The sequence below is a fragment of the Corallococcus sp. EGB genome, from assembly GCF_019968905.1.
Taxonomy (GTDB): domain Bacteria; phylum Myxococcota; class Myxococcia; order Myxococcales; family Myxococcaceae; genus Corallococcus.
Genome location: NZ_CP079946.1, coordinates 9104227 through 9131088, shown reverse-complemented (window position 1 = coordinate 9131088; position 26862 = coordinate 9104227). Strand labels below are relative to the sequence as shown.

Genomic DNA, 26862 nt, shown 5'->3' with positions numbered 1-26862 from the left:
CTCCGAAAGCCCGGGACCGCGCGCGAACCGCCTTCACAGGTTCGACAGGACGCGATCCAGGTCGGCGGGCCGCACCGGCTTGGTGAGGTGCACGTCGAACCCGGCCCTCAGGGCCTGCTGGTAGGCCTCCGGGTCGCCGTAGCCGCTGAGCGCCACCAGCCGCAGGCCCTGCCCCACCCGAGCGCGGAGGGCGCGAGCCACCTGGTAGCCGTCCAACCCCGGCAGGCCAATGTCCACCAGCGCCAGGTCCGGCGCGTGCTCCAGGGCCAGCGCCACGCCCTGCACGCCGTCCTGGGCCACCGCCACCTGGTGACCCCACAGCTCCAGGAGGTCGCGCATGGACTGACGCGCGTCCGAGTTGTCCTCCACCAGGAGGATGCGCCGCGCGCGCCGCGCGTCCAGGAGGTGGGCCCCGACCGGCGGGCAGACGCGGGCCTCCGGGAGCAGCGGCAGCCGCACCATGAACTCGCTGCCCTGGCCCGGGCCGCCGCTGGTGGCGTCCACGGTGCCGCCGTGCATCCGCACCAGCGTGCGCACCAGGGTGAGGCCAATGCCCAGGCCCCCGCGCGAGCGCTCCAGGGACGTGTCCGCCTGGGCGAACAGCTCGAACATGGCGGGCAGCTTCTCCGGCGGGATGCCGATGCCGGTGTCCTTCACCCGCAGCACCGCCTGCGCGCTGCCGTCCACGCCCTCCTGGAACAGCTCCACGGTGACGCAGCCCTGGTCCGTGTACTTGGCCGCGTTGTCCACCAGGTTGGTGAAGACCTGCTCCAGGCGGGTGGCGTCGCCCTCCAGCCACAGCGGCGTGCGGGGCAGGTGGGCCTCCAGCGTCAGGCCGCGCGCCTCCACGCGGGGGCGCAGGATGGAGAGCACCTGCTGGAAGATGGCCGTCAGGTTCAGCGTCTCCTTGCGCAGCTCCACCTTGCCCCGGGTGATGCGGCTGACGTCCAGCAGGTCATCCACCAGCCGCGCCAGGTGGTGCGTCTGGCGCTGGATGATGCCGTGCATCCGCGCTTCCTTGGTGTCCGTGGGCGCCTTGCGCTCCAGGATGCCAATGGCCGTCATGATGGCGGCGAGCGGGTTTCGCAGCTCGTGGCCCAGCATGGCCAGGAACTCGTCCTTGCGCCGGTCCATTTCAATGAGCTGGTCCGTGCGCAGCCGGGCCTGCTGCTCCGCGTGACGCAGGCGCAAGAGCGAGCGCACCGTGGCGATGAGCTCCGACGGCTCGTAGGGCTGGGTGAGGTATGCGTCCGCGCCGCCCTCCAGGCCCTGCACCTTCTTGTCCGGCGTGACGAACGTCGCGGACGTGTGCATCACCGCGATGGCGGCCGTGGCCGCGTTGGCCCTGAGGCGCGCGCAGACCTCGTAGCCGCTGATGTCCGGCAGCTTCACGTCCAGGACGATGACGTCCGGGCGGTGCTCCTCCGCCATGAGGAGCGCGGCCATGCCGGTGGCCGCCTCCAGCACGCGGTAGCCGGACATCTCCAGGATGCGGTTGACCAGGTAGCGGTTGGCCTCGTCGTCGTTGACGTTGAGGACCGTCGCCAGGCGGGGTTCCTCAGCCACGGGGGTTCACCTCCCGCAGCTCCCGGTTTCCGCCGAGGCCCGCCTTGGACAGGGCGTCACGGATGCGGGTGATGGCCACCTCCCGGCTGAGCGTGTGCTTGGCCAGGATGGCGGAGGTCTCGCGCGCCAGCCGCTGGCGCTCCGACTCCTGCAGCTGGTGGGAGGTGTGCAGGATGATGGGGATGTCGCGCGTGCGTGGATCCGCCTTCAGCTCATCCAGCACGTCGAAGGCGGTGATGTCCGGCAGCACGAAGTCCAGGAAGATGAGGTGCGGGGCGTGCTCGCGGGCGATGCGGACGCCCTCGCGGCCGTTGGCGGCCTCCAGCAGCTGGAACTGGGTGTCCTTCAAGAGCTGCTTGAGCAGGTAGCGGTGCACGTCGTCGTCGTCGATGATGAGCAGCCGCTCCATCGGCCCGGTGCGCGCCATGGCGGACAGCTTCTTCTGCAGGCGCGTCTCGTCCACGGGCTTGAGCCAGAACTCGTCCGCGCCCAGGGCGCGCGCCTTCTGCTCGCGGTCCGTCACGGTGACGACGAGGACGGGGATGTCGCGCGTCTGCTCGCCGTTCTTCATCTCCGCGAGGAAGCTCCAGGACGTCTCGCCCTCCAGCATCACGTCCAGCACCATGGCCGCGGGGCGCACGCGCTGCATCACCTTGCGCGCTTCGTCCACGCTGCGCACGGGCAGCACCTGGAAGCCGGAGCGCGCCAGGTACTTCTCGTAGAGGAAGAGCGTCTGGCGGTCGTCCTCCAGCACCAGCACCGGCGCGCGCGCGGGGTCCAGCGTCGCGCTGCGCTGGGTGAGCCCCGTCATCTCCGACACCTCCGGGTGGATGCGCGGCAGGGTGATGGTGAAGGTGGCGCCTTCCCCCAGCCGGCTCTGCACGGTGAGCGTGCCGCCGAGCAGCTCCGTCAGCTTGCGCGCGAGCGGAAGGCCCAGGCCGGTGCCCTTCACGCGCCGCTGCAGGTGGCTGTCCACCTGGATGAACTCCTCGAAGACGCGCTCGTGGTTCTCCGGCGCGATGCCGATGCCCGTGTCCTTCACGGTGAACACCACCGTGTCGCGCGGGCCCGGGGCCGCGGTCACCGTGACGGAGCCGGACTCGGTGAACTTGAGCGCGTTGGAGATGAGGTTGCGCACCACCTGGCTGAGCTTGGCCTCGTCCGTCTCCAGCTCCAGGGGCTCCCGCGGCTCCTCGAAGTTGAGCGCCACCGTCGAGTCCGGCGGCAGCAGGGGCCGCGTCATGCCGCGCAGCGCGCTGATGAGGTCGGACGCGACGAAGCGGCTGTGGCGCAGCGTCGTCTTGCCGGACTCCACCTTGGACAGGTCCAGCAAGTCATTGACCAGCTCGAAGAGCGCCTCCGCGGAGCCGCGGATGAACTGGACCTGCTTCTCCTGCTCCGGCGCGAGGCTGCCGTTGAGCGGATTGAGCAGCACCTTCGACAGCCCGAGGATGGAGTGCAGCGGCGTGCGGAACTCGTGGCTCACGTTGGCCACCACGCGGCTCTTGATTTCGGACGCGCGCTGGAGGCTCTCCGCCTTCTCGTCCAGGGCGGCGTGCAGGCTGCGCACGCCGCGGTTGGACTCCTCCAGCTCGCGGTTCAGGCGGGCCAGCTCCTCCGCGCGGCGCTTGAGCTCGTGCTGCTGGCGCTCCGTCTCGCGGTGGAGCGCGGACAGCTCGCCCAGCGTGGTGCTCACCTGGGTGAGCGCGGCGCCGTAGTCCTCCGGCACCAGGCTGCCCACCAGCGCGACACCGCCCTCGTGCGGGCGGGCGCGGAAGGCGAACGTCGCGGGCTTCTGGTGGCTCTGGAGGATGAGCTCCCAGCCGTCCACGGCTTCGTCGCGGGCCTGCGCGAGCAGCTTGTCCACCTTGCTCTCGCTGCCGTGGCTGGCCAGGTCCTTCAGCGCCTGTCCGGGCTTGATGCCCAGGATGCGCGCCGCGCGCTCGTCGCGCCAGACGACCGTGCCTTGCGCATCGCAGGCCAACGCAAGCTCGCGGCTGAGGGATTCGAAGATCCCGGAGGCGCGGTCATCCTCTTTCATCATGAGTGCGTCTCCTCCCATGAAACGGGTGCCCGCGCGAGCAACGACCGCGCATGGGGATGTCCGTCCTCCAGGGCCGCCTTCAGCGCGTCCAGGAGGTGGGGAAGGGTCAGGGGGGAGAGCCCCCGCTGGGGCCAGAAGCCCGCGTACCATTGGAGGTGGGCGTCCCACAGGTCCGCGCGGTCCAGTGCGAGTGCATCCGCGAGATAGGACAACTGGAGCCGCACCTCTTGTTCCAGCCGGGGGCGACTTCCCGAAGGAAGTGGGGCCTCCAGCCGCCGGACGACCGCGCTGATGAGCCCGGGGGCATCCGCTTCCAGCGCGTGGGCAGGGCCTTCCCGGTAGCGCAGGGCCTGGCGGGCGGCATGGACGTAGGTGTGCGGCAGCGAGTCCGGGCCGAAGCCCTCTGCCTGGAGGGCGCGGGAGAGCCCCTCGAAGTGCTGATCCAGATGGAGCGAGCACATCCCGCGGGTGACGAGCAGGGTGCGCAGCCAGCGCGCGTAGTCCTCCAGGATGGCGGGGCGGGACGCGTCCAGGGCCTGGACGAGGTAGCGCACGTGGAAGACGGCGTCCTCGTCTCCGAAGCGCCGCGCGCGCTGGATGCCGTAGCGCGCGGCCCAGAACGGGTCCTCATACAAAGCTTGGACTGAAGCGGAAGCGATGGACGGGGTCCGCGCCTCCACCTGGTGGCTCACGTGCGGCGGCATGACGTCAGACTCCCAGGAGGCGGCAGGCGGAGGCGACCAGCTCGCGGACGCTCTTGCCGAAGAAGGACACGGCCAGTTCCTCTTCCAGCACGGGGCCCCAGTCGAAGGCGAGTCCGCCCACGGCGATGGGCAGGGACGGAGCCACCTCGCGCACCTTGCGCACGGCCTCGCGGACCTGGGGCATGTGGAAGGGCATGGAGACGGAGAGGGCCACGAGGTCCGGCGGGGACTCACGCACCATGCGGGCCAGGTGGTCCGCGGGCATGTTGGCGCCGAGGAAGCGCACGTCGAAGCCGGCCATCTCCAGGAAGTCGCTGGCCATGCGCGCGCCCACTTCGTGCAGCTCGCCCTCCACGCACGCCATCATCACGGTCTTGCCGTTGGACGGGTCGCGGGGCAGGTGGCGGTACAGGTGGGCCAGGACGTACTGGGAGATGGCGGTGGCCAGGTGCTCCTGGGCCACGGAGATGATGTTCTCCTGCCAGAGCCGCCCGATTTCGTACTGGGCCGCCTGGATGACGTCCAGGTGGAGCTCCTGGAGGGGCACTCCGCACAAGAGCCCCTCATCCACGAGCAGGCGCAGGGCCTCCTGGCGGTTTCCGGAGAGCTGCGCGGCCAGGTACCGCGCCCGCAGCGAGTCGATGGCAGGGGTCGTTTGGATCACGGGAGCGGTGGCGGACGGGACAGGGTAGAGGCGTTCCAGCTTCCGTTAAACCCTGGACCGCCCGCCCGCATCCGTAAGTGAACACTCACCCGTCCGGCGGGGCGTCCAATTGCTTTTTTGCTTGCAGGTCAAGCGGGCTTCCAGGCGGTGCGCTCAGTCTGCGGCATGATTTAATGGATTACATGCATGGCAGCTATTGCTGGTCTGCCTGGGGCTTCGCGGTGGGGCTGGCCCTGCTGGCGGGCTGCTCGGGGCCACGGGAGGTGGAAGGGGTCTGGCGCCCCAGTCCTGGCGCGTCGCAGGAGCACATCCCAGGACCCATGAAGAACTTCGGGCCCTTCGACCTGGCCGCGGATGCGCTGTCCGCAGCCTGTCCGCTCATCCTCTCCAAGCCGAATGCGTCCGTGGTGGCCCTCCAGGAGACGCAGCCCGAGGTGGCCGTCCGCATGGCGACGGAGTACTGCGCCTGGCTCTACGCCACGCCGGAAGGACGATACGAGATGAGCATGCTGTCGGACTCATCCCGTCCGGGGGACGCGGTGCGCGGGATGCGGAGCTGTTCACTGCCTCCGTTCGTGGACGATCCCCGCTACGCGCCCGGCACCCTCAAGCAGATCTTCGCGCTGCACAACCATCCCTTCGGGACGCGCCTCTCCGCGCGGGACCTGCGCTTCATCGAGTCGATGGCCACCGTCCACGACTGGGAGGTCTTGACGCGGGAGGGGCGCATCCGCCTGTCCATCATCGCGTTCTTTTCCCGGTCGAGGGACGCGAACGCGCCCACGTGCGACGGCTTCTACCAGTATGTTCCCGCCTCCCGGGAGATGATGCTGTGGACGCGCACGGGCGGCCGTTGGAGGCAGGAGTCCCATGGCATCGTCGAGTGGCTCGATGAGCGCACCTACCGGCTGGATGCGCTGTAGGAAGGCCGCATGCGGGAGCGGATCATGTCGCTGAGGGCGGCCGCGTTGGTGCTGGGACTGATGGGCTGTGCCCGGAGGCCCGAGCCTCTTTCCGCTCCGGTCCTGGAGGACCGGGCCGTCCGCTTCCCGGTGTCCTCCGATGCAGGCGTCATCCACGCCGGTGAACCGGTCGTGCTGGATGGCGAGACCCTGCGCGCGTTGTCCATCGTCTCGCAGGACCTGTTCCCGCTGGGGAGCGCGACGACGTCGTGCGACAGCCGGCCGGAGTCCTACTCGTACCGGGTCCTCCGGCAGGACGGCATCCTCTTCGTCTACGTGGAGGAGGATCCCGCAGCGTGTGGACGGCGGTTCCCGTCGCTCGACTCCGGCGCGAAGTACGCGCTTCGTCCGGACGGGCGCATCCTCCGGCGCGTCGTCGACGGTGTGGACGCGGACGACGACCTGCGGGGCGTGATGCTGCCGGACGGCGGGGTGCAGACCGTCCTCGTGCCCCCGAGCCAGGGAGTGCTTCCGGCAGACGGGGGGGATGCGGGACCGTGAGGGCTTGGGGTGGGCGGGTGTGCTCCGCTCGCCCAGGATGGATCCGGCGAGCGGACGTGCAGGCCTTCCTTTCCCGGCCGTGGGTGGCCTGGGTGGGGGAAACGGGGTAGGGACGCCGCTTTCGTCAAAACGCCGGTGACAGATTCGCGGGGCGCCGGTGTTCCCCTGTCCAACCGGGAGGCGCGAGCGGTGTCCGTCGATGTGGAGGCCTATTACCGACGCTATGGCCCCCAGGTGCTCCGGCGCTGCCGCTTCCTGCTGCGCGACGAGGAACAGGCCGTGGACGCCATGCATGACGTGTTCGTTCAGCTCTTGCGCTACCAGTCCGCCCTGAAGGACGCCGGACCCTCCAGCCTGCTGCATCAGATTGCCACCCGCGTGTGCCTCAACCGCCTGCGCGGCGCCAAGCGGCGCCCCGAGGACCGCGACGACGAGCTGGTGCTGAGAATCGCCGCGTCCGGAGACACCGAGGCGCGCACCGCCGCCCGGGGCCTGCTGGACCGGCTCTTCGGCCGCGTCCCCGCGTCCAGCCGCGACATCGCCGTGCTCCACCTGGTGGACGGCATGACGCTGGAGGAGACCGCCCGCGAGGTGGGCCTGTCCGTGTCCGGAGTGCGCAAGCGCCTCCGGGCCCTGTCCGCTGTCCTGCAGGAGCTGGAGGCCGCATGACGTCCCCCCACCGCACCCCGGACTGGCTGCTGGAGCGCATCGCCCTGGGGGAGCTGCCCCCGGACGAACTCGCCGCCGCCCGCGACCGCCTGTCCCGCGAACCCGACGGCCCCGCCCGCCTCGCCGCCCTGGAGGCCGACTCGCGCGCCACCCTGGAGGCGCTGCCCCCGGACCGCGTCGCCCGCGAGGTGAAGGCCCGCTTCGCCCGCGCCACACCCCCCGCCGAGGCCCCCGCATCGCGCCCTTCCTGGCGCTTCCTGCCCGCTCTGGTGCCGGTGCTCGCCGCCGCCGCCTTCGTCGTCCTCGTCCGGCCGGGGGCGTCCCAGCAGCAGGAGGCGCACGACCCGTGGGCCGCGACGTCCTCCCCCGGCGTCCTGGAGCCCACGCGCAGCAAGGGGCTGCAGCCCCGGCTCGACGTCCACCGCCAGGTCGCCACCCGCACCGAGCGCCTCACCGACGGCGCCCGGGCCCAGGCCGGTGACGTGGTGCAGCTGTCGTACACCGCCGCCGGCCACGCCCACGGCGTCATCCTCTCCGTGGACGGCCGGGGCACCGTCACCCCGCACCTGCCCTCCCAGGGGGACACCTCCGCGCCCCTGGAGCGCAGTGGCGCGCACGTCCTGCCCCGCGCCTACGAGCTGGACGACGCCCCCGGCTTCGAGCGCTTCTTCCTCGTCACCGCGGACGCCCCCTTCGAACTGGAGGGCGTGATGGCCGCCGCGCGCGTCCTGGCCGCATCCCCCGAGGCGCGCACCGCGCCGCTGACCCTGCCCGCGGGCCTGGACCAGACGTCCTTCCTGTTGGAGAAGCCCTCCCCATGAGAGCGCTCGTCATCCTCCTGTTCACGCTGGCCGCGGCCACCCCCGCCTCCGCCGCCGAGTCCGCCGACGTGCGCCGGCTGGCGCTGCTCGTGGGCGTCAATGACGGCGGCCCGGAGCGCGTGCGGCTGCGCTACGCGGAGACCGACGCGAAGGCCTTCTCCACGGTGTTGTCGGAGCTGGGCGGCGTGCTGCCCCAGGACCGCGTGCTGCTCACGGACGTGGACCGCGCGGGCGTGCTCGCCGGCTTCGACAAGGTGCGCCGCATGGCGGAGGGCATCCGCGCTTCCGGGGCCCGCCGCGTGGAGGTGCTGCTGTACTACTCCGGCCACTCGGACGACGAGGGGCTGCTGCTCAAGGGCCAGCGCCTGGACTACGGCGAGCTGCGCCGCTCGCTGGAGGGGCTGCCCGCGGACGTGCGCATCGCGGTGCTGGACTCGTGCGCGTCCGGCGCGTTCGCGCGCAAGAAGGGCGGCGTCGCGCGGCCCGCGTTCCTGGTGGACTCCGGCATCCAGGTGAAGGGCCACGCCATCCTCACCTCGTCCAGCGCGGACGAGGCGTCGCAGGAGTCGGACCGGCTGGGCGGCTCGTTCTTCACGCACCACCTGCTGTCCGGCCTGCGCGGGGCCGCGGACGTCACCCACGACGGCCGCGTCACCCTCACGGAGGCCTACCAGTTCGCGTTCCACGAAACGCTCGCGCGCACCGAGCGCACGCAGGGCGGCGCGCAGCACCCCAACTACGACATCGAGCTGGCCGGCACCGGCGACCTGGTGATGACCGACCTGCGCGCCACCACCGCGGGCCTGGTCCTCACCGAGCCGCTGGAGGGCCGCCTGTACGTGCGCGACGCGGTGGGCACGCTGGTGGTGGAGGTGCAGAAGCAGCCCGGCCGCGCCACCGAGCTGGGCCTGGCCCCCGGCGCCTACCGCGCCCGGCGCGAGTGGGACGGCGGCGTGTCCGAGGCCGCCTTCACGCTGAAGGAGGGCCTGCGCACGCCGCTGGCTCCCGGCGACTTCCTGGGCGTGGGCCACGAGCCCACCGTGATGCGCGGCGGTGGCGGCGGCGTGGCCGTGGCCCCGCAGGGCCGCGTGCAGCTGCCGGTGAACCTGAGCCTCGTCCCGGCGATGAGCACCAACACGCTGAGGGCGGGCCGCGCGCAGGTGGAGAACCGCTTCGCGCTGGGCGTGGTCAACGGCGGCGCGGCGCTGGGCGGCGGGCTGGCGCTGGGCTTCGCGGGCAACGTGTACGACGCGGAGGTGTCCGGCCTGGCCATGGCGCTGGGCTTCAACACGTCCGGCGGCGACGTGAGCGGCGCGCAGCTGTCGCTCGTCACCAACGTGGCGGGCGGGTCGGTCACCGGCGCCCAGGCGGCGCTGGGGCTCAACGTGGCCAACGGAGACGTGGACGGCGTGGGGCAGCTGGCCGTGGGCGCGAACATCGCGCGCGGCGCGCTGGGCGGCGTGCAGGCGGCGCTGGGCGCCAACGTCACCACCTCGAACGCCACCGGGGTGCAGCTGTCACTGGGTGTCAATCACGCGAACGGCACGATGAAGGGCATCCAGTTCGCGCTGGGCGTCAACTCCGTGACGACGGCGGCGCGGGGCCTCCAGGGGTCGGTGCTGCTCAACCGCGCGCCGTCCCTCACCGGCATGCAGCTGGGGTTGATCAACGTAGGCGGCGACGTGACCGGCATGCAGCTGGGGATCATCAACGTCGCGGACACGGTGCACGGCATGCAGCTGGGCCTGGTGAACGTCTCCGACGCGGTGAGCGGCGTGCCGCTGGGGCTGGTCTCCTACGAGAAGCAGGGCCAGCTGCACCTGGAGGTGTTCGGCAGCGACGTGCAGCTCACCAACCTGGCGCTGAAGTTCGGCGGCAGGTACCTCTACACGACGCTGCTCGCGGGCATCGGACCGGACGACCGCTTCCAGCGCTTCAGCCTGGGCCTGGGCGTGGGCGGGCACATCCCGCTGGGCTCGCGCTTCTGGGTGGACGCGGACGTCGCGGGCAGCCAGGTGCTCTCCACGAAGCACCCGTTCTCCGGCGCGTCCAACACCCTGCTGACGCAGGCGCGCGCCATGCTGGGCTTCCAGGTGATGCCGAGGCTGGCCGTGTTCGCTGGCCCCACCTACAACGTGGCCTTCACCTGGGGGGAGCCGGAGTTCGCGAAGCTTTCCACGCTGCCGGTGAGCTCGCGCAACATCGGCACGGACACGCGCATGCAGCGCTGGCCCGGCTTCCAGATGGGCGTGCGGCTCTGAGCTTCGGCCGGGACCGCGCGGGACGCGGTCCCGGAGGGGAGCGCACCTCAGCCGACGACGCGGGTGGCGCGCAGGACGACGGCGTCGCCCGCGGGGCCGGCCTTGAGCCGCTTGTCCAGCGAGCCCTCCACCTTGAGGCCGGGGCCCCCCTTGGCGGCGCGCTGGAGCAGCTCGCCCGTCTTCTCGGAGTCCCCGCCGGTGATGGCGCTCAGGTCGATTTCATGGAGGGTCTGGAGCTTCTTGTCCGGCGCGTCCGCGCTGAACAGGTCGTAGTGGTCGCAGGGCGGCGCGAAGCAGCGCTTGCCGTTGTCCTTGATGATGTAGACGGTGCTGGTGGTCATGGTGGCGTCTCCGGGTGAGGGGGTGGGGGCGGCCGTGCCGGGCTCGTTGGCGGCGTCCGCGGGCGCTTCCACCTCGGTCCGCTTCAGGTCGGCGGGGGCCGCCGCGCCGGGCACATCGCCGCCGGACGGCTGCGTGGTGGGGGAGGACGGCGTGCTGCACGCCACCGGGCCGAGCACGAGCACGGCGGACAGGATCAGCGAGCGGGCGTTCATGGCGACTCCGGAAGGAGGACGGGGGCCCTCCTTCAACGCGGGAGGGGCACGGCCGGGTCCACTCTGCCCGGCCGCGCGCCCGCCTGCCAGGGCGACAGGGGCGATTTTCCTCCATGTCCTACATGGGCTCCCGGACAGTCCGGAAGCAGGCGGAGTGGGGCCATAAAGCGCCGCCAAGAGGGTGGAAGGGGTTGACCGTTCGTTGTACACCCGCGCCCCAAGAGATCGGCCTCCGGGGCCGTGACCTGTAAGGACGCCCACGATGGAATTCCGCATCGCCGCCGACGAGCTGAAGAAGGCCCTCTACCGCGCCCAGGGCATCGTGGAGCGCAAGACGACGATGCCCATCCTCGCCAACGTGCTGCTCACGGCGAACAAGGGCAGCGTCACGGTCACGGCCTTCGACCTGGACATCGGCATCGTGTCCGAGCACCAGGCGGACGTGTCCAAGCCGGGCGCCGTCACGCTGAGCGCGAAGTACGTCTTCGACATCGTGCAGAACCTCCCGGACGCGGAGGTCACGCTCAAGAAGCTGGCGAACAACTACGTCGACATCTCCTCCGGCTCCGCGCACTTCAAGATCGTCGGCATGGCCGCCGAGGAGTACCCGAAGCTGCCCAAGGAGGAGAACGCTCCGCTGGTGCAGATCTCCGGCAACGTGCTGCTGGAGATGATCAAGAAGACCCAGTTCGCCATCTCCAGCGACGAGACGCGCTACATCCTCAACGGCGTCTTCTTCGAGCCGCAGTCCAGCGGCAAGGTCCGCATGGTGGCCACGGACGGCCACCGGCTGTCGCTCATCGAGCGCGAGATGTCCGGCGACTTCAAGCTCAAGAGCGGCGTCATCATCCCGCGCAAGGGCCTGATGGAGCTCAAGCGCCTCCTGGACGAGGCCCCGGACGCGGAGTGCCACCTGGGGTTCGCGGAGAACTCGGCGCTGTTCAAGAAGCCGGGCCTCACCATGGTGATGCGCCTCATCGACGGGCAGTTCCCGGAGTACCAGCGCGTCATCCCCAAGGAGGGCGAGAAGGTCGTCCTCGTGCCGAAGGTGCGGCTGCTGGAAGGCCTCAAGCGCATCGCGCTGCTGTCCGCGGACAAGAGCAACGCCATCCGCATCGGGCTGGAGAAGGGCAAGCTGCTCATCACGGCCAGCAACCCGGACCTGGGTGAAGCGCGCGACGCGCTGGACGTGGACTACAAGGGCAACGACATCACCATCGGCTTCAACGCCCGCTACCTGATGGACGTGCTGGGCGTGACGGAGACGGACGAGGTCAGCTTCGAGCTGGGCGACGAGCACAGCCCGGGCGTCCTGCACGGCCCCGGCGACCGCAGCTTCACCGCCGTGGTCATGCCCATGCGCGTCTGAGCCGGCCCGGGCGTCCACCTTCCCACGCCGGAGGGGACGCCACCGTTCCACGTCCGACGCTCCGCGCCATGGGGGAGCCTGCGCCCGGCGCGGGGGCTTCCTATGATGGGGGCGTGGCCACCCGTCCAGATGACCTGAGAGCGCGGCTGGAGGACCGAGCGGACCTCCTGGAGGCCACGCGCCTGCGCTACCGCGCGCTCAAGGGGGTGCTGGAGTCCTTCTTCTGGAAGGACCGGATCCGCAACCACTTCGAGCTCTTGCGCGAGGTGGCCATCGCCCAGCCGGAGGTGGACGCGACGCTGGCCGCGCTGCGGCGCCGCGTGGAGGCGGAGGGCTGGCCCCGCGACGCCGCGCCCGTCCGGCTGATGCACGAGGTGGAGCGCCTGCGCGAGGCCGTGGAGCGCGCGGCGGAGCGGCGGCTGGCCGCCAGCGCGTCCGACGGCGCGGAGGGCGAAGGGCCCACGACGCTGGGCGAGCGGCTGCTGCGCCTGGAGACGGAGGTGCTGGACGCGGCGCCGCTCCTGGGGGGCCGCGTCTGGGCCCAGGCGGTGGAGCTGTTGCCGCGCAACCTGCCGGAGCTGCGCGCCGCGTGCGCCGCGGGCGAGGTGTTCGAGCGCGTGTTCAAGCGCCCCGTGACGGAAGGGGCGCCGGCCTTCACGGACGAGGAGGCGCGGGAACTGGCCCGGGCGCTGCCCCTGGGGGCCGCCGCGCTGGTGTCGCTGTGGGAGCGGCTGGAGCGCTACGACAGCCGGGGGCGGGTGAAGGACTTCCTCCAGCGGCGCATGCGCCGGGCGCCGACGCGGGTGGCGCGCAGCGGGCCGGAGCTGCTGTTGCACGCGGCCTTCTGGCACGACGTGGCGCGGGTGCGGGTGCGCGCGGTGCTGGAGGCGGAGCTGTCGCCGGTGGTGCCGCGCGAGGTGGAGCTGCCCGCGCTCCTGTCCTGGCGGGCCGCGCTGTCGGAGGACCCGGCGCTGCGGCTGTCCGCGCGGAGCGTCTTCACGGAGGGGCGCGCGGGGTTGGTGGAGACGGCGGCGGCGCTGGCGGCGCTGTCTCGCGAGCGGCCGCGGGGTGCGTGGAATGAAGAGGTCGCGTGGTCGCGGCTGGAGCAGGCCGCGCTCCGGGCGCGCGCGGAGGAGGGGCCGGAGGCGGAGGCCCTGCGGGACGCGCTGCGCCTCTTCGTGATGCTGCGGGGCCAGGCGCGCACGCCCGCGCGGCTGTTCTCGCCGGAGCACGCGAAGCCCGCGGGGGGCGACGTGGCCCGGAACGGGGACCTGGTGGCGCTGGTGCAGGCGGCGCGTCACGCGGCGCTGCGGCAGGGCGGCTGAAGACAGACACCGGTTTGGGGCCGGTGGCAGGCTTCTGTTAGGTTGGACGGGCTGATTCCTTTCCCTGTCGGAATCCCCGCCCATGACCCAGCCTGTTCCTCCGCCGTCCGATGACGCGGCGCCGCTCCAGTTCGACCGCGCCGAGTTCACCGAAGCGCCCCCGGCGCCGAAGTGCTCCCTCTGCCAGCGCGCCATCAAGAGTGTGTATTACGACTTGAACGCGCGCCTGCTGTGCCCCGACTGCCGCGAGAACGTGGAAGCGGCGATGACGGGCGGCTCGAAGGTGAAGCGCTTCCTGAAGGCGTCGGTGTTTGGCTTTGGCGCGGCCATCGCGGGGGCGCTCGTCTATTGGGTGGTGAGCCTGTCGGGCTACAACATCGGCCTCGTCGCCATCCTGGTGGGGTGGATGGTGGGGACGGCGGTGTTCAAGGGCTCGGAGGGCCGCGGCGGCAGGGGTTACCAGTCGCTGGCGGTGGTGCTGACGTACCTGTCGGTGGCCGCGTCGCTGGCACCGGATGTGTACAAGGCGGTGTCGGCGCCGTCCTCCCAGGCGGAGGAGCCGGCGGACGCGGAGCCGGTGGATGAGGGGGTCCAGAAGTTCGCCGCGCTGGTGGGGACCGTGGTGGTGACTCCGGCGGCGCCGGTGTTCGTGGCGCTCGACAGTCCCATGTCCGGGCTCATCTACGGCTTCGCGCTGTTCGAGGCGTGGCGCCGCACGAAGCGGACGGAGCTGAACATCGGCGGGCCGTACAAGCTCCAGGAGGCGCCGGCCGAGGGCGAGGCCGCGCCGGCGGGGCAGGAGCAGGCCGTTGGCTGAGTCGCTCGCGGCGTCGCTCCTCACGCAGCGGTGTGAGGGGTGTGGTTCGGAGCTGTCGCCCCGGCGGCTCACGTGTCCGTCGTGCCAGCGGCTGGTGCACGCGAAGCGGCTGACGCAGTTGGCGGCGGATGCGCAGGCGGCGTCGGCGCGGGGCGCGCCGGTGGAGGCGCTGGCGCTGTGGCGTGAGGCCTTGGAGTTGTTGCCGCCGGGCACGTCGCAGCACGCGCAGGTGACGGCGAGGGTGACGGCGCTGAGTCAGCAGGCGGATGCGCAGGGATTGGCGGTGCCGCTGGCGGAGGCGGAGCGCAAGCGTTCGGGGATGCCGAAGGCGCTGGCCAGCATGGGCGCGGTGGGGCTGATGCTGTGGAAGTTCAAGTTCGTGCTGGCGCTGGTGTTGGGCAAGGGGAAGCTGCTGCTGCTCGGGCTCACGAACGCGAGCACGCTGTTCTCCATGATGTTCGCGGCGAGCGTGTATTGGACGATGTGGGGTTGGAGCTTCGCGCTGGGGCTGGTGGCCTGCATCTACGTACACGAGATGGGTCACGTGGCGTCGCTGCGGCGTCTGGGGATGAAGGCGGACGCGCCCATGTTCATCCCGGGCCTGGGCGCGTTCGTGCGCCTGAAGCAGGTGCCGGTGGATGAGCGCGAGGACGCGCGCGTGGGATTGGCGGGGCCCATCTGGGGCAGCGTGGCGGCGGTGGCGGCGCTGGTGGCGGCGGTGCTGACGGGGTGGAAGGCCCTGGGCGCCATCGCGCACGCTGCGGCCTGGCTGAACCTGTTCAACCTGGTGCCGCTGTGGCAGTTGGACGGTTCAAGAGGGTTCCGGGCGCTGGCGCGTCCGCAGCGGTGGATGGCGGTGGCCGTGCTGGGCGCGACGTGGTTCGCCACGGGAGAGAACCTGCTCCTGCTCATCGGGGGCGTGGCGATGTTCCGGGCCCTGCTCACGCCCGCGTCGGAGAAGGGCGATGTGCGCACGCTGGTGGAATACAGCGCGCTGGTCGTGGGCCTGGGCGCGCTGGGCTGGGCCGCGCAGCACTGGACGGGAGCGACGGCGGCGCTGTGACGCAGGTGATGGCGAAACTGTGCGCGGCCATCGCGCTGCTCACGGCCTGTGCTGGCGGGAGCACGCGGCGCTCCGCGCACGGTGACTTGCGCTTCGTCGACACGGAGACCGCCGCGAGGCTGCGTCATGCGGCCCTTGTCGCCGAGCAGGGTGTTTCTTCCACCACGGCCTCTGTCCTGGTCCAGGCCGCCCCGGTCATCCTCGGCTTGATGCAGCGGGACCACAGCGCGGATGAGCTGGAGGAGCGACTCGTGGAATGTGCCGTCGAGGCCGAGCGTCAGGGCAATGCGCATTTCTTCCAGGGCCGTCCTCCGACGCGGCAGGAGTGCCGCGAGGTGGTGGGGCGCGACCGCTGCGGCAACCCCATCACCCGGGCCATGCAGCTCGGAAAGCAGAAGCACGTCCTGGCTCTTCAGTGCGCGGAGGAGGTGCTCAAGGAGCTATGGGCCGCGCCCTACAGCATCGAGCAGCGCTATCGCTACTATCCGAATGCCCGGTTCGTGGAGCCCCTCAGCCGGGAGAAGGAGACGCGGATGCTCGCCGAGGGCTGCACCGATGAGCTCCGAGGCACGATCAAGCCGGACCTTGTCCTCCATGCGGACCGGAGTCTGAACAAGGCCGCGCTCATCCTCGACTTCAAGTTCCCCTGCCCTGAAAGCAACGAACCGCAGTGGACCGTCTATGGGGAGGGCAGTCCCTACGATGGAAAAACGCAGGAGAAGGTCTACGAGGAGGCGCTTGGTGGGAGAGCCCGGCTCGTTTCTCCTCGCAAGGGAGTTGTGGGCCAGCCATGAGCGCGAACTTCCCGACCCTTCGTCTTCATTACAGGGATGGCGCGGTCGCGGCCCGCGACGGTGTCGTGGTCGCGTTCTTCATCCCCCACGACCACAGGATCGTGACCCAGGCGTGTTGGCGCGCCTTGCAGGCCTACGTTCGAGCCATCCCGCCGCAGTCGCTGAACTGGTACGGCGCGGACGATGGGGATGTCCTTGAGCTGGATGCGGACGGATGGGAAGTCATTCGCAAGCGGATGGTGGAGCGACCCTCCCGCCTGGCCTGGCACGTCGACTTGTCCGACCTGCCTGGAGGAACCGGAGGGTACCAGTTCGAGTACCACAGCTGGCGGATCGAGCCCCCGATCCGCGATGCGTCCGCCACAGCGATGTCCTTCACATTTCCGACCGAGTTCCTCCTGGAACAGGGCCCCCAGCGGATGCGTGCCCTGGTGGTGGAGCTGGCTCGGGAGCTGCCCTTCCATTTCGGCTACGCGAGCTTCGCCCTTGCCTCTCGATCGGGCTCCTGGACCGCAGGGGACTGGAAGGTCCTGGAAGAATACTCCGCGCGCTATCTAGGGGTGGACCTGCCCGCTGTCGCCAGCCTCGGTTACGTCATCGGGACCCACGCCCTGGGCGCCCACTGGCTTACCTTCCTGGGCCCACCGCTGTTGGACCGGCTCGGTGGCATTGAAGCGCTGCGGCAGGCACTCCCGTTTCCGGAGGTCTCCTTCCTCCCCATGGACCACGAACGCCTGCTGCTGACCCTGAGCGAATGGCCCGAGGCCATCGACATCGAGACATCAGCCGTTCCACCCCAGTACCGCGCCCTGGCCTGCCTGTTGAAACCCTTCATGTACGAGCCAGGAGAGAACGACACCGGGATCGGGAGCTACCTGGACCGCTGGCGGCGACGGCTCTGTCCGTAGCGCTCCCGCGCCCACCAGCCAGGCATCACCCGCTGAATCCCGCGCACCGCCGGCCGCCGCATCTGTAGTACGAAGGACGGCCCCTTCTCGGTGACGCTGTGCGCCTCCTCTCGCTCCAGGTCCAGGACTTCCGCAACCTCCCGGCGGTGCAGCTCGCGCCCAGCACCCACGCGACCATCGCCGTGGGCCAGAATGGGCAGGGGAAGACCAACCTCCTGGAGGCGCTCTACTTCCTCGCCACCCTCAAGCCGCTGCGCGCCGGCCGCCTCTCCGAACTCGTCCGCTGGGGCTCCCAGGCCGCCCGTGTCACCGGCCGCTTCCTCCTCAAGGGCGCCGAGCGCGAAATCTCCGTCGAGGTCGGCGGCGGCACCCGCCAGGCCCTCGTGGACGGCAAGAAGGCCGCCAGCCTCGAGGACTACTTCGGCGGCGTCTCCGTCGTCGCCTTCACCCCGGATGACCTGGAGGTCATCAAGGGCGGCCCCGACGCCCGCCGCGCCTTCCTCGACCGCGCCGTCTTCAACCGCTTCCCCGCCTTCCTCAAGGAGAGCCGCGAGTACGCCCGCGCCCTCAAGAACCGCAACCGCCTGCTGCGTGAAGGCGCCACCGTCGACGCCGCGTACCTCGACGCGTACGACGAGACCCTCGCCCGCTCGGGGGCGCGCCTCTACGCCCGCCGACGCGCGCTGATGGCCGAGCTCGCGCCCCGCGCCCAGGCCACCTTCGCGTCCATCGGCCGCACCGCCGACCCCGCCGTCTACGGCTACCACCCCGCGCACCTCGGCGCGGACTTCGCCCACGCCGACGAGGCCGCGCTCGCCTCCGCCCTGCGCGAGGCCCTGTCCGCGCGCCTGCGCCGCGACCTGGACCGCGGCTTCACCTCCGTGGGCCCGCACGTGGATGACGTCTCCGTCACGCTGGGCGGCCGCAGCGCGCGCGCCTACGCGAGCCAGGGACAGCAGCGCGCCCTGGTGCTGGGCTGGAAGATCGCGGAGATTGAAAACCTGGAGGCCGCCATGGGCTTCCTCCCCCTGCTGCTCCTGGATGACGTCTCCAGCGAACTGGACCCCGAGCGCAATGCCTACCTCATGGGCTACCTCGCCCGGAGCGGCGCGCAGGTCTTCCTCACCACCACCGACGCGGGGCTCGTCCGGGCCGCCGCCGCCAGTGACACCCTCTGGCTCACCGTCCACGCGGGACAGGTGGCCACCGAGGCACCGCCCGCCCCCTAGTCAGTGCACCCGCCGCCGGTGGTGCCAGGGCCAGTGCACCGGCCTGCGGCCCGGGTGATGGGGCAGCTCCTGCCGCGTCACGTGCCCGAAGTACTCGAAGCGGAACTCCGCCCAGAGCAGCCCGAACGCCACCGCGAACAGGAACACCGCCAGCGTCAGCCACCACGCCGTGCCCGTGGCCAGCGCGATGATGAACAACACCCCCAGCACCGCCGACAGCCCCAGCGACAAATCCCGCAGGCGCTTCGACTCGCTCCAGGCCATTCCCATGGTCAGCATGGAGAGCGCCAGCAGCGGCCACGCCAGCCAGTACGCCGTGCGCGCGTACAGGTTGGCAATCGACAGCAGGAACAATCCGAATCCGAATATCGCCAGTCCGCCGTCCATCTCATCCTCCTCGGTGAGAGTCCCCCGGCTCCCGGCTGAACATGCGCCCTGCTCATGCCCGCATGCACCCCACCTTCCCCAGTCCGACCGGGGACACGGCGGGAGAGCGGCCCCCGGACCCCCTCCGGAATACGCGGCCCAGGGCCCGGAAGTCGACGTTCGCTCCCGTTGGCTCCGACGAAGTTCTTGCGGAGCCGCCGGGCGTGCACCATGACGAGGTCCCACCGTCCCACCGGGCCCCCGGGACGCTTGAAATGGTGCCATGCCGCGCTTGCTGCTGACGCTCGTGCTGTCCGCCCTCCTCGCGGGGTGCCACCGCCCGACGTTCAAGGACTCGGTGCTCCAGAAGCCCGACGTGAAGTACAGCGTCGGCCCGCTCTCCAATGAGGTCTGGGAGCGCCGCGGCTTCTCCGACAACGACCTCGCCTTCGTGGAGCGCGGCGAAACCGGCCGCGTCATCGCGGTCAACTCCACCTGCCGGGACTACGACGACCCGTCCCTCCAGGTCCTCACGAAGCACCTGCTCATGGGCTTCACCGAACGTCAGGACCTGGGCCAGCGCACCTTCCCCCTGGACGGCCGCGAGGCCCTGCGCAGCCGCTACATCGCGAAGCTCGACGGCGTGCCCGTGTCGCTGGAGCTGGTGGTGCTGAAGAAGGACAACTGCGTCTTCGACTTCAGCTACGTCGCCCCCGTGGGCACCGCCGACGCGCGCATGGCGGACTTCGAGAGCGTCTTCCAAGGCTTCCACGGGGAGCGCCGGCGATGATGCCCGAGGCGAAGCTCTTCGCCGGCGGCCCCAGCCTCAAGGAGCGCCTGCGCGAGCGCATGGAGTCCCTGGGCGCCCTGTCCGTGATGACCGGCCAGGTGTTCAGCCGCGCCGTGCGCCCGCCCTATGACTGGGCCGGCCTCATCTTCCACACCGAATCACTGGGCGTGCGCTCGCTGCCCATCGCGCTGCTCACCGCGACGTTCGCGGGGCTCGTCATCTCCCTGCAGTTCGGCTACTTCCTCGCCCGCTTCGGCGTGCAGTACACCGTGGGCCGCGTGGTCATCCTCACGCTGTTCCGCGAGCTGGCCCCCGTGCTCACCGCCCTCACCGTGGGCGCGCGCATCGGGTCCGGCATCGCCGCGGAGCTGGGCTCCATGACCGTGACGGAGCAGGTGGACGCCATCCGCGCGCTGGGCGCGGACCCCTTGCGCAAGCTGGTGGTGCCGCGCGTGTTCGCGTGCCTCATCGTGCTGCCGGTGCTCACCGTGTTCTCGGACGTGGTGGGCCTGGTGGCGGGCGCGCTGGTGGTGAAGTCCCAATACGGCATCCCGCTGGATCAGTTCTCCCAGGGCGCGCTGGACGCAGTGCTGATGGGCGACTTCGTCTCCGGCGTCATCAAGGGCGCGGTGTTCGGGCTCATCATCGGCATCGTCGGCTGCTTCAAGGGGCTGGCGGTGGAGGGCGGCACGGAGGGCGTGGGCCGCGCCACCACGCAGACGGTGGCCATCACCTCCGTCACCGTGTGCCTGGCGGACTTCTTCATCACGAAAATCACGCTCTACTTCTGAAGCCGCCCGCACCATGCGCAAGGCCCACCTCCACAGAGACCCCGCCGTCCCGTTCACGTTCCGCAAGCCCACGCCGGGCGAGGAGCTCATCCGCTTCGACGGGCTCATCAAGCAGTTCGGCCCCAAGCGCATCTACGACGGCGTGGACCTGGACGTGCGCGCGGGCGAGACGCTGGTGGTGCTGGGCGGCTCCGGCGTGGGCAAGAGCGTGCTGCTCAAGTGCCTCATCGGGCTCATGCACCCGGACGGCGGCAGCATCCTGTTCGAGGGCTACGACCTGGCGAAGTTCTCCGAGGCGCAGTTCCTGGAGGTCCGCAAGCACGTGGCCATGGTGTTCCAGGGCGCGGCGCTGTTCGACTCGCTCAGCGTGGCGGAGAACGTGGCGTACCCCCTGCGCGAACACTTCCCCACCATGTCCCGCGCGGAGGTCCAGAAGCGCGTGGCGGAGAAGCTGGAGCTGGTGGACCTGCCCAACACGGAGAAGCTGATGCCGTCGGACCTGTCCGGCGGCATGCGCAAGCGCGTGGGGCTGGCGCGCGCCATCGCCACGGACCCGGAGGTCATCCTCTGGGACGAGCCCACGACGGGCCTGGACCCCGTCACCACGCAGACCATCAATGAGCTGATTGAGTCCATGAAGCAGCGCCTGGGCGCGACCTCCATCGTCGTCACGCACGACATGGTGAGCGCCTTCGTGCTGGCGGACCGGATGGCCATGCTGGCCAACCGCAAGATTGTCCAGGTGGGCACCCCGGAGGAGATGCGCCGCTCCCAGGTGCCGGAGGTGCGCGCCTTCATCGACGCGCGCCGCCTGGAGCTGAACCCCCGAGGAACACCATGAGTCTCTTCACCTCGACCTCGAAGGAGAAACGCCTGGCCGTGCGGGCGGGCCTCTTCGTCGCCGTCGGCCTGGCGGTGGCCGGCGTCGTCGTCTTCTTCATCGGCCGCGAGTCCAACCTCTTCCAACGCCAGGTCATCTTCCGCGCCTACTTCCAGAGCGTGGACGGCCTGAGCGACCAGTCCCCCGTGTGGATTGGCGGCCTGAAGGTGGGCCGCGTGAACAGCGTGTCCTTCTCCCAGGACCTGAAGGACAGCCGCCTGGAGGTGGAGTTCCAGGTGGCCAGCGCCTACGCCAACCGCGTGCGCGCGGACTCCGTGGCCCGCCTCACCAGCATGGGCGTGCTGGGCGACAAGGCCGTGGACATCTCCCTGGGCAGCGCGGACCAGCCGCCCGTGGAGCCCGGCGGCGTCGTGAAGTCCGCCAGCGGCGGGGACCTGTCCAAGCTGATGACCAGCGCCAGCCGGGTGATGGAGAACTCCGTCGAAATCAGCGAGTCCCTCAAGGACGCCGTGAAGACCTACACGAACCCGGACCTGTCCAAGGACCTGGCCCGGAGCGTCGCCTCGCTGCGCAAAATCATCGAAGAGGTGGAGAAGGGCAACGGCGCCCTGCACGCCCTCATCTACGACCCGCGCATGGGCCAGGAGGTGAACACGCTGCTGGCCAACGCGTCCGGCGCCGCGAAGCGCATGGACGGAGCCCTGGGCCACGTGGAGGCCATCCTGGGCGAGGTGCGCCGGGGGGACGGTACCGCGCACGCGCTCATCTACGGCCAGGACGGCGCGGTGGCCATGCGCGAGCTGGGCGAGGCGGCCGGCCAGCTCGCGGGCCTGCTGGAGGACGCGAAGAAGAGCCCCAACGGCGCCGTGCACCAGCTCATCTACGGCGACGCGAAGGGCATGTTCGCGGACCTGGGCAGCGCCGCCGCGGACATCAAGCAGATCACCGCCACCGTGGCCCGGGGGGACGGCACCCTGGGCGCGCTCGTCAACGACCCCACCGTCTACGACGACCTGCGCGAGGTGCTGGGCAACGTGAAGCGCAACCGCATCCTCCGCGCCCTGGTGCGCTTCTCCGTGAGCAACCGCGAGAACCTGGACCGGGTGGGCGCCCCCCAGACGGCGCCCACCCCGCTCACGCCCGACGACGGGGGCACCCCCGCGAAGCCCGACGGCGCGCCCACCCCCTCCGCTCCCTGAGCCTTCCGGGAGGTCCGGGAAAAAAAGTACGCCGGGCTGTGGCCGTTTTTCCCGTGCCGGGGTCCCCGTCCAGGGGCTCCGGCATTTTTCATTTCACGGGCTGAAACACCGCCAGGCCGCATCCCGGCCTGTGACGCTTGGCTTGTCTTTGGTGGTTTACGCCAAGTTCAAAATTGTCGCGTGATTTGACTTTCTCTGTTTCATCCGTGTATCAATTTTCCGCCCCATTTCTCTAGGAGTTGGGAAACGATGCTTCGTCACGTCGCGCAGCGTGGTGGTCGTCTCGCCGTTGTCTTTGGCACCCTGATGTCCCTGGCGGGCTGCAGCAGCAGCGCCCCGACTTCCGAGGAGCAGACTCCGGCGGCTCCCGCGGAGGAGACCACCGCGCAGGCCATTCCCCACCGCGGCTGTGCGACCATCGAGCCGTCCGCGCAGGAGAAGGCGGAGATTGAAGCGGCGCTGGCCAACCGCGTGCAGGAGAAGCGCGCGGTGGGTTCGGTGAACGTGCCGGTGTACTTCCACGTCATCAACAAGGGCGCGGGCCTCGCCAACGGCGACATCCCGGACTCGCAGATCACCGCGCAGATGAACGTGCTGAACGCGGCGTACGCCAACACGCCGTTCTACTTCACGCTGGCCGGTACGGACCGCACCACGAACAGCACCTGGTTCAACCTGGGCCAGGGCACGGCGGCGGAGAAGAAGATGAAGTCCGCGCTGCGCAAGGGCGGCGCCAACGCGCTGAACCTCTACTCGGCGAACCTGTCCGGCGGTCTGCTCGGCTGGGCGACGTTCCCCTCCAGCTACAAGAGCCAGCCCTCCATGGACGGCGTGGTCATGCTCTACAGCAGCGTCCCCGGCGGCTCCGCGGCCCCCTACAACGAGGGCGACACGGCCACGCACGAGGTCGGCCACTGGCTGGGCCTGTACCACACGTTCCAGGGCGGCTGCGCCAGCCCGGGTGACTCCGTCAGCGACACGCCGCCGGAGGCCTCGCCCGCCTATGGCTGCCCGGTGGGTCGTGACACCTGCGCCGGCGGCGGCGTGGACCCCATCTACAACTTCATGGACTACACCGACGACAGCTGCATGAACGAGTTCACGCCGGGCCAGGTGGCCCGCGCGGACAGCCTGACGGCGCAGTACCGCTAGTCCCCGGCCTCGCTTCCTGAAGTCCAAGGCGCCGGAGTCCCCGCTCGCAGGGGGACTCCGGCGCCTTCCTGCTTCGGGATGAAACACAGACAGGACAGGTCGCGACAGGGGACGCGCGGTTCGCCTGATGAGAGTTCGATGAGAATTCAGCTTTTCATGGCCCGTTGACTTTGGCGGTTTCATCCGTGTATTTCTGGATGACCCACTTTCCTAGGAGTCGGGAAACATGTTCCGTCACGTCGCGCAGCGCGGTGGCCGTATCGCGGTGGTTGTTGGCACCCTGATGTCCCTGGCGGGCTGTAGCAGCAGCGCCCCGACTTCCGAGGAGCAGACTCCCGCGGCTCCCGCGGAGGAGACCACCAACGCGCAGGCCATTCCGCACCGCGGCTGCGCCACCGTGGAGCTGTCCGCCCAGGAGAAGGCGGAGGTTGAAGCGGCGATCGCGGGCCGCGTGCAGGCGAAGCGCGCGGTGGGCTCGGTGAACGTGCCGGTGTACTTCCACGTCATCAACAAGGGCGCGGGCCTCGCCAACGGCGACATCCCGGACTCGCAGATCACCGCGCAGATGAACGTGCTGAACGCGGCGTACGCCAACACCCCGTTCAAGTTCACGCTGGCCGGCACGGACCGCACCACGAACAGCACCTGGTACACCGTCACGCCGAACAGCCCGGCCGAGACGAGCATGAAGAACACCCTGCGCAAGGGTGGCAAGGAGTCGCTCAACCTCTACACCGCGAACATCGGCGGTGGCCTGCTGGGCTGGGCGACCTTCCCCTCCAGCTACAGCAGCGCGCCGAAGATGGACGGCGTGGTCATCCTCTACAGCAGCGTCCCCGGCGGCACGGCGTCCCCCTACAACCTGGGCGACACGGGCACGCACGAGGTCGGCCACTGGGTGGGCCTGTACCACACGTTCCAGGGCGGCTGCGCCAGCCCGGGTGACTCCGTCAGCGACACGCCGCCGGAGGCCTCGCCCGCGTACGGCTGCCCCGCGGGCCGCGACACCTGCGCCGGTGGCGGCGCGGACCCCATCTACAACTTCATGGACTACACGGACGACAGCTGCATGAACTCGTTCACCGCCGGCCAGGTGGCCCGCGCGGACAGCGTGACGGCGACGTACCGCTAGTCAACGTTCGGCCTATGAAGTTCCAGACGCCGGAGTCCCCAGTGCACGGGACTCCGGCGTCTTCATTTTCCAGCGTGGACAAGCCGGGCGCGCGCTGGCCACAGTGGGGGGCCGCCCTCCGCCGTCTCATCGGGAAAGGGGGGCCTCAGGAGGCGTGGCGCCGTGAGAGACCTGTTGATGATTCCCGGGCCGGTGGACGTGGACGCGGAGGTGTTGCAGGCGATGTCCGGGCCGGTCCCCGGACACCTGGACGCAGGCTTCATCGCCACCTTCGGCCGGGCCCTGAAGCGCCTGCGCGAGGTGTCGCTCGCGCCCGGCTCGCAGCCCTTCGTCGTCTCCGGCAGCGGCACGCTGGCCATGGAGCTCGCCGTGGCGAACATCGTGGAGCCCGGCGACCGCGCGCTGGTGGTGAACACCGGCTACTTCAGCGACCGCATGGCCCACATCCTGGAGCGCCACGGCGCGAAGGTGACGCACGTGCGCGCGGGCGCCGTGGGCAGCACCCCGGACGTGGCCCAGGTGGAGGCGGAGCTCCAGCGCGGCGGCTTCAAGCTGATGACCGTCACCCACGTGGACACCTCCACCGCGGTGCTCGCGCCCGTGGAGCCGCTGGTGAAGGCCGCGCGCCAGCACGGCGTCCTGGCCGTGGTGGACGGCGTGTGCGCCACCGCCGGCGAGGCCTTCCACCAGGACGCGTGGGGCGCGGACGTGTACCTCACCGCCAGCCAGAAGGCGGTGGGGGTGCCGCCGGGCCTGGCGCTGCTCACCGTGAGCCCCCGCGCGCTCGCCGCGTGGAGGGCGCGCAAGGCGCCGGTGGCCAGCGTGTACGCGGACTGGGCGGAGTGGCTGCCGGTGATGGAGGCCTACGAGGCCGGCAAGCCCGCCTACTTCGCCACCCCGCCCACGCCCCTGGTGTGCGCGCTGGACGTGAGCCTGGGGCAGATCCTGGCGGAGGGCATGGAGCCCCGCTTCGAGCGCCACCGCCGCATGGCCCGCGCCTTCCGTGCCGCCTGGAGCGCGCTGGGTCTGCGGCTCGTCCCCGCGTCGGAGGCCGTGGCCGCCAACACCCTGAGCGCCGTGTACTACCCGGACGGCGTGGACGCGTCGCTCGTGGGCCGCGTGAAGGCGCAAGGGGTCGCCATCGCCGGCGGCCTCCACCCCGAAATCAAGGCGCGCTACTTCCGCGTGGGGCACATGAACCGCGTCAGCGCCGGAGACGTGCTCGTCACCGTGGGCGCCATCGAACGCGCCCTCAGCGCCGCCGGCCACCGCGCCGCCGCCTCCGGAACGGCCGTCTCCGCCGCCCAGGCCGTCCTCTCCGGGTAGGACGCTGTGTGGGGCGCGGACCTCAGCCTTTCTCAGTGTTCAAGAACGGCCATCCGCGCCCCTATTAGATTGGGGTAAACTCCGGGATAATGGCAGGTACTTCCTGGCTTCCTTGGATTTCTTGTCGTTTTTGTGGAATTGTGTGATTGCGCTGCACGGTGTGAGCGGGGCGTGGGCCCCGGCACCTGTGAGGGGGAAAGGGCTGCGCTGGTGAAGGGGACCCGGGCAATGGGGGGGGGCCTGATGCCAGCGCTCGAAGCAGGAGAGGTCGGTATGGATCGCGGACCGGTGGAAGGTTCGTCGAAGGCGGCGGCGGGCAGGGCGGAGCAGAGCGCGGCGTGGCACCTGACGGAGCGGTGCCTGGCCGCGACCCCGGAGGACGGGGCGCGGGGGATGTTCTTCCTGGGCGTGGTGAAGGTGGTGGGCTTCCTCCAGGGCGAGGAGGCCGGGGCCACCTGCCTGGCGGCGTCCGGGCTGAAGGACCTGAGCGCCGCGGACCTGTACCCGGTGACGCACTTCCTGCCGATGGTCGCCGAGGCGACGTGGCTCCTGCGCCCCCAACTGGGCGACTGGGCGCAGGCGCTGCGGTACATCGGGACGCAGGCCACGGTGGACTTCCTGTCCTCCATGTTCGGCCGGGAGCTGATGCAGGCCGCCGGCCGCAACCCGTGGCGGATGCTCCAGCACATGGCCGAGGGCTACCGCGCCGCGGTCAGCTACGGCGAGCGCAGCGTGCTCTGGACGGGCGACCACAGCGCCCGCTTCGTGATGCGCCGGGACTTCATGCCCACGCCGTACCACGAGGGCGTGCTCCAGGCCGCCCTGGAGGCCGTGGGCGCCCAGGACGTCCAGGTCCACGGGCGGCAGCTGTCCCTGCTGGACACCGAGTACGACGTCTCCTGGTAATCCGAGGACACCCCGCGCAAGTGCGGGGTCCCGGCGCGGGACGTTCACCAGCCACCGCTCGGTGTTGAACGTCCGCCATTTCTCCCGCTGGCGTGACAGGGAGGGCCA

Annotated in this window: 26 protein-coding genes; 20 read left to right on the top strand and 6 right to left on the bottom strand. The window is 70.6% G+C overall.

Annotated features, from left to right (window positions below; translation table 11 throughout):
• Positions 1-33: 33 nt before the first annotated feature.
• Genes KYK13_RS37385 through KYK13_RS37370 form a run of 4 tightly spaced genes read right to left on the bottom strand, consistent with a single transcriptional unit; the run spans position 34 to position 4978 of the window.
• Complete coding sequence (locus tag KYK13_RS37385) at positions 34-1566, bottom strand: response regulator (protein ID WP_223639923.1); 1533 nt, start codon at positions 1564-1566, stop codon at positions 34-36.
• Positions 1559-3610, bottom strand: coding sequence for a hybrid sensor histidine kinase/response regulator (locus KYK13_RS37380; RefSeq protein ID WP_223639921.1), 2052 nt, complete (start codon positions 3608-3610; stop codon positions 1559-1561). Before KYK13_RS37380 ends, KYK13_RS37385 begins: the two co-directional genes overlap by 8 nt.
• Positions 3607-4314, bottom strand: a complete 708-nt coding sequence (locus tag KYK13_RS37375; RefSeq protein ID WP_223639919.1) for a hypothetical protein — start codon at positions 4312-4314, stop codon at positions 3607-3609. The genes KYK13_RS37380 and KYK13_RS37375 overlap by 4 nt, the downstream gene beginning before the upstream one ends.
• A 4-nt stretch (positions 4315-4318) precedes the next feature.
• Entirely contained in the window at positions 4319-4978 is a 660-nt protein-coding gene (locus tag KYK13_RS37370; RefSeq protein WP_223639917.1) for a B12-binding domain-containing protein, read from the bottom strand.
• A 173-nt stretch (positions 4979-5151) separates the two neighbouring features.
• On the opposite strand from KYK13_RS37370, the gene KYK13_RS37365 reads away from it, so the two are divergent.
• The 5 genes from KYK13_RS37365 to KYK13_RS37345 all read left to right on the top strand — a co-directional run bounded on the left by KYK13_RS37365 (position 5152) and on the right by KYK13_RS37345 (position 10192).
• Positions 5152-5901: a hypothetical protein gene (locus KYK13_RS37365; protein ID WP_223639915.1), complete on the top strand. Its 750-nt coding sequence runs from the start codon at positions 5152-5154 to the stop codon at positions 5899-5901.
• Between the two features lie 9 nt (positions 5902-5910).
• Positions 5911-6441, top strand: a complete 531-nt coding sequence (locus tag KYK13_RS37360; protein ID WP_223639912.1) for a hypothetical protein — start codon at positions 5911-5913, stop codon at positions 6439-6441.
• A 189-nt stretch (positions 6442-6630) separates the two neighbouring features.
• The gene (locus KYK13_RS37355) at positions 6631-7110 is read left to right on the top strand and encodes an RNA polymerase sigma factor (RefSeq protein WP_223639909.1); all 480 of its coding nucleotides are present in this window, start codon (positions 6631-6633) and stop codon (positions 7108-7110) included.
• Positions 7107-7931 (top strand): DUF4384 domain-containing protein, encoded by an 825-nt coding sequence (locus KYK13_RS37350; protein ID WP_223639906.1) that lies wholly within the window; start codon positions 7107-7109, stop codon positions 7929-7931. The genes KYK13_RS37355 and KYK13_RS37350 overlap by 4 nt, the downstream gene beginning before the upstream one ends.
• The gene (locus tag KYK13_RS37345; RefSeq protein ID WP_223639903.1) at positions 7928-10192 is read left to right on the top strand and encodes a caspase family protein; all 2265 of its coding nucleotides are present in this window, start codon (positions 7928-7930) and stop codon (positions 10190-10192) included. Before KYK13_RS37350 ends, KYK13_RS37345 begins: the two co-directional genes overlap by 4 nt.
• Positions 10193-10239: 47 nt before the next feature.
• On the opposite strand, the gene KYK13_RS37340 is transcribed toward KYK13_RS37345, so the two are convergent.
• On the bottom strand, positions 10240-10746 hold the full coding sequence (locus KYK13_RS37340) for a DUF6748 domain-containing protein (protein WP_223639900.1): 507 nt from the start codon (positions 10744-10746) through the stop codon (positions 10240-10242).
• 262 nt (positions 10747-11008) lie between these two features.
• On the opposite strand from KYK13_RS37340, the gene dnaN reads away from it, so the two are divergent.
• From dnaN to KYK13_RS37305, 7 genes are all read left to right on the top strand, one after another.
• A complete protein-coding gene (dnaN, locus tag KYK13_RS37335) occupies positions 11009-12115 on the top strand; it encodes a DNA polymerase III subunit beta (RefSeq protein ID WP_223639897.1) in 1107 nt (368 codons plus the stop codon).
• A gap of 113 nt (positions 12116-12228) precedes the next feature.
• Positions 12229-13440, top strand: coding sequence for a hypothetical protein (locus KYK13_RS37330; protein WP_223639894.1), 1212 nt, complete (start codon positions 12229-12231; stop codon positions 13438-13440).
• An 82-nt stretch (positions 13441-13522) separates the two neighbouring features.
• Entirely contained in the window at positions 13523-14257 is a 735-nt protein-coding gene (locus tag KYK13_RS37325) for a hypothetical protein (RefSeq protein WP_223639893.1), read from the top strand.
• A complete protein-coding gene (locus KYK13_RS37320) occupies positions 14250-15320 on the top strand; it encodes a site-2 protease family protein (protein WP_223639891.1) in 1071 nt (356 codons plus the stop codon). The genes KYK13_RS37325 and KYK13_RS37320 overlap by 8 nt, the downstream gene beginning before the upstream one ends.
• A gap of 8 nt (positions 15321-15328) precedes the next feature.
• Positions 15329-16114, top strand: coding sequence for a hypothetical protein (locus KYK13_RS37315; protein ID WP_223639889.1), 786 nt, complete (start codon positions 15329-15331; stop codon positions 16112-16114).
• Entirely contained in the window at positions 16111-17022 is a 912-nt protein-coding gene (locus KYK13_RS37310) for a type VI immunity family protein (RefSeq protein ID WP_223639887.1), read from the top strand. Before KYK13_RS37315 ends, KYK13_RS37310 begins: the two co-directional genes overlap by 4 nt.
• A 98-nt stretch (positions 17023-17120) precedes the next feature.
• Positions 17121-18251, top strand: coding sequence for a DNA replication/repair protein RecF (locus KYK13_RS37305; protein ID WP_223639885.1), 1131 nt, complete (start codon positions 17121-17123; stop codon positions 18249-18251).
• Here KYK13_RS37305 and KYK13_RS37300 read toward each other — a convergent pair whose 3' ends face one another.
• A complete protein-coding gene (locus KYK13_RS37300) occupies positions 18252-18638 on the bottom strand; it encodes a hypothetical protein (protein WP_223639883.1) in 387 nt (128 codons plus the stop codon).
• Between the two features lie 262 nt (positions 18639-18900).
• Between KYK13_RS37300 and KYK13_RS37295 the strand changes: the two genes are divergently transcribed.
• The 8 genes from KYK13_RS37295 (at position 18901) to KYK13_RS37260 (ending at position 26754) form a co-directional block, all read left to right on the top strand.
• Positions 18901-19407: a hypothetical protein gene (locus KYK13_RS37295; protein ID WP_223639881.1), complete on the top strand. Its 507-nt coding sequence runs from the start codon at positions 18901-18903 to the stop codon at positions 19405-19407.
• On the top strand, positions 19404-20198 hold the full coding sequence (locus KYK13_RS37290) for an ABC transporter permease (RefSeq protein WP_223639879.1): 795 nt from the start codon (positions 19404-19406) through the stop codon (positions 20196-20198). The genes KYK13_RS37295 and KYK13_RS37290 overlap by 4 nt, the downstream gene beginning before the upstream one ends.
• Positions 20199-20211: 13 nt before the next feature.
• The gene (locus KYK13_RS37285; RefSeq protein WP_223639876.1) at positions 20212-21039 is read left to right on the top strand and encodes an ABC transporter ATP-binding protein; all 828 of its coding nucleotides are present in this window, start codon (positions 20212-20214) and stop codon (positions 21037-21039) included.
• Positions 21036-22238 (top strand): MlaD family protein, encoded by a 1203-nt coding sequence (locus KYK13_RS37280; RefSeq protein ID WP_223639873.1) that lies wholly within the window; start codon positions 21036-21038, stop codon positions 22236-22238. The genes KYK13_RS37285 and KYK13_RS37280 overlap by 4 nt, the downstream gene beginning before the upstream one ends.
• Positions 22239-22487: 249 nt before the next feature.
• Positions 22488-23390 carry a zinc metalloprotease gene (locus KYK13_RS37275; protein WP_223639870.1) on the top strand — a complete coding sequence of 301 codons (903 nt, stop codon included), beginning with the start codon at positions 22488-22490 and terminating at the stop codon, positions 23388-23390.
• A gap of 226 nt (positions 23391-23616) precedes the next feature.
• Complete coding sequence (locus KYK13_RS37270; RefSeq protein WP_223639868.1) at positions 23617-24522, top strand: zinc metalloprotease; 906 nt, start codon at positions 23617-23619, stop codon at positions 24520-24522.
• 162 nt (positions 24523-24684) lie between these two features.
• Positions 24685-25848: an alanine--glyoxylate aminotransferase family protein gene (locus KYK13_RS37265; protein WP_223639866.1), complete on the top strand. Its 1164-nt coding sequence runs from the start codon at positions 24685-24687 to the stop codon at positions 25846-25848.
• A gap of 273 nt (positions 25849-26121) precedes the next feature.
• A complete protein-coding gene (locus tag KYK13_RS37260) occupies positions 26122-26754 on the top strand; it encodes a TIGR02265 family protein (protein ID WP_223639864.1) in 633 nt (210 codons plus the stop codon).
• Positions 26755-26862 lie beyond the last annotated feature (108 nt).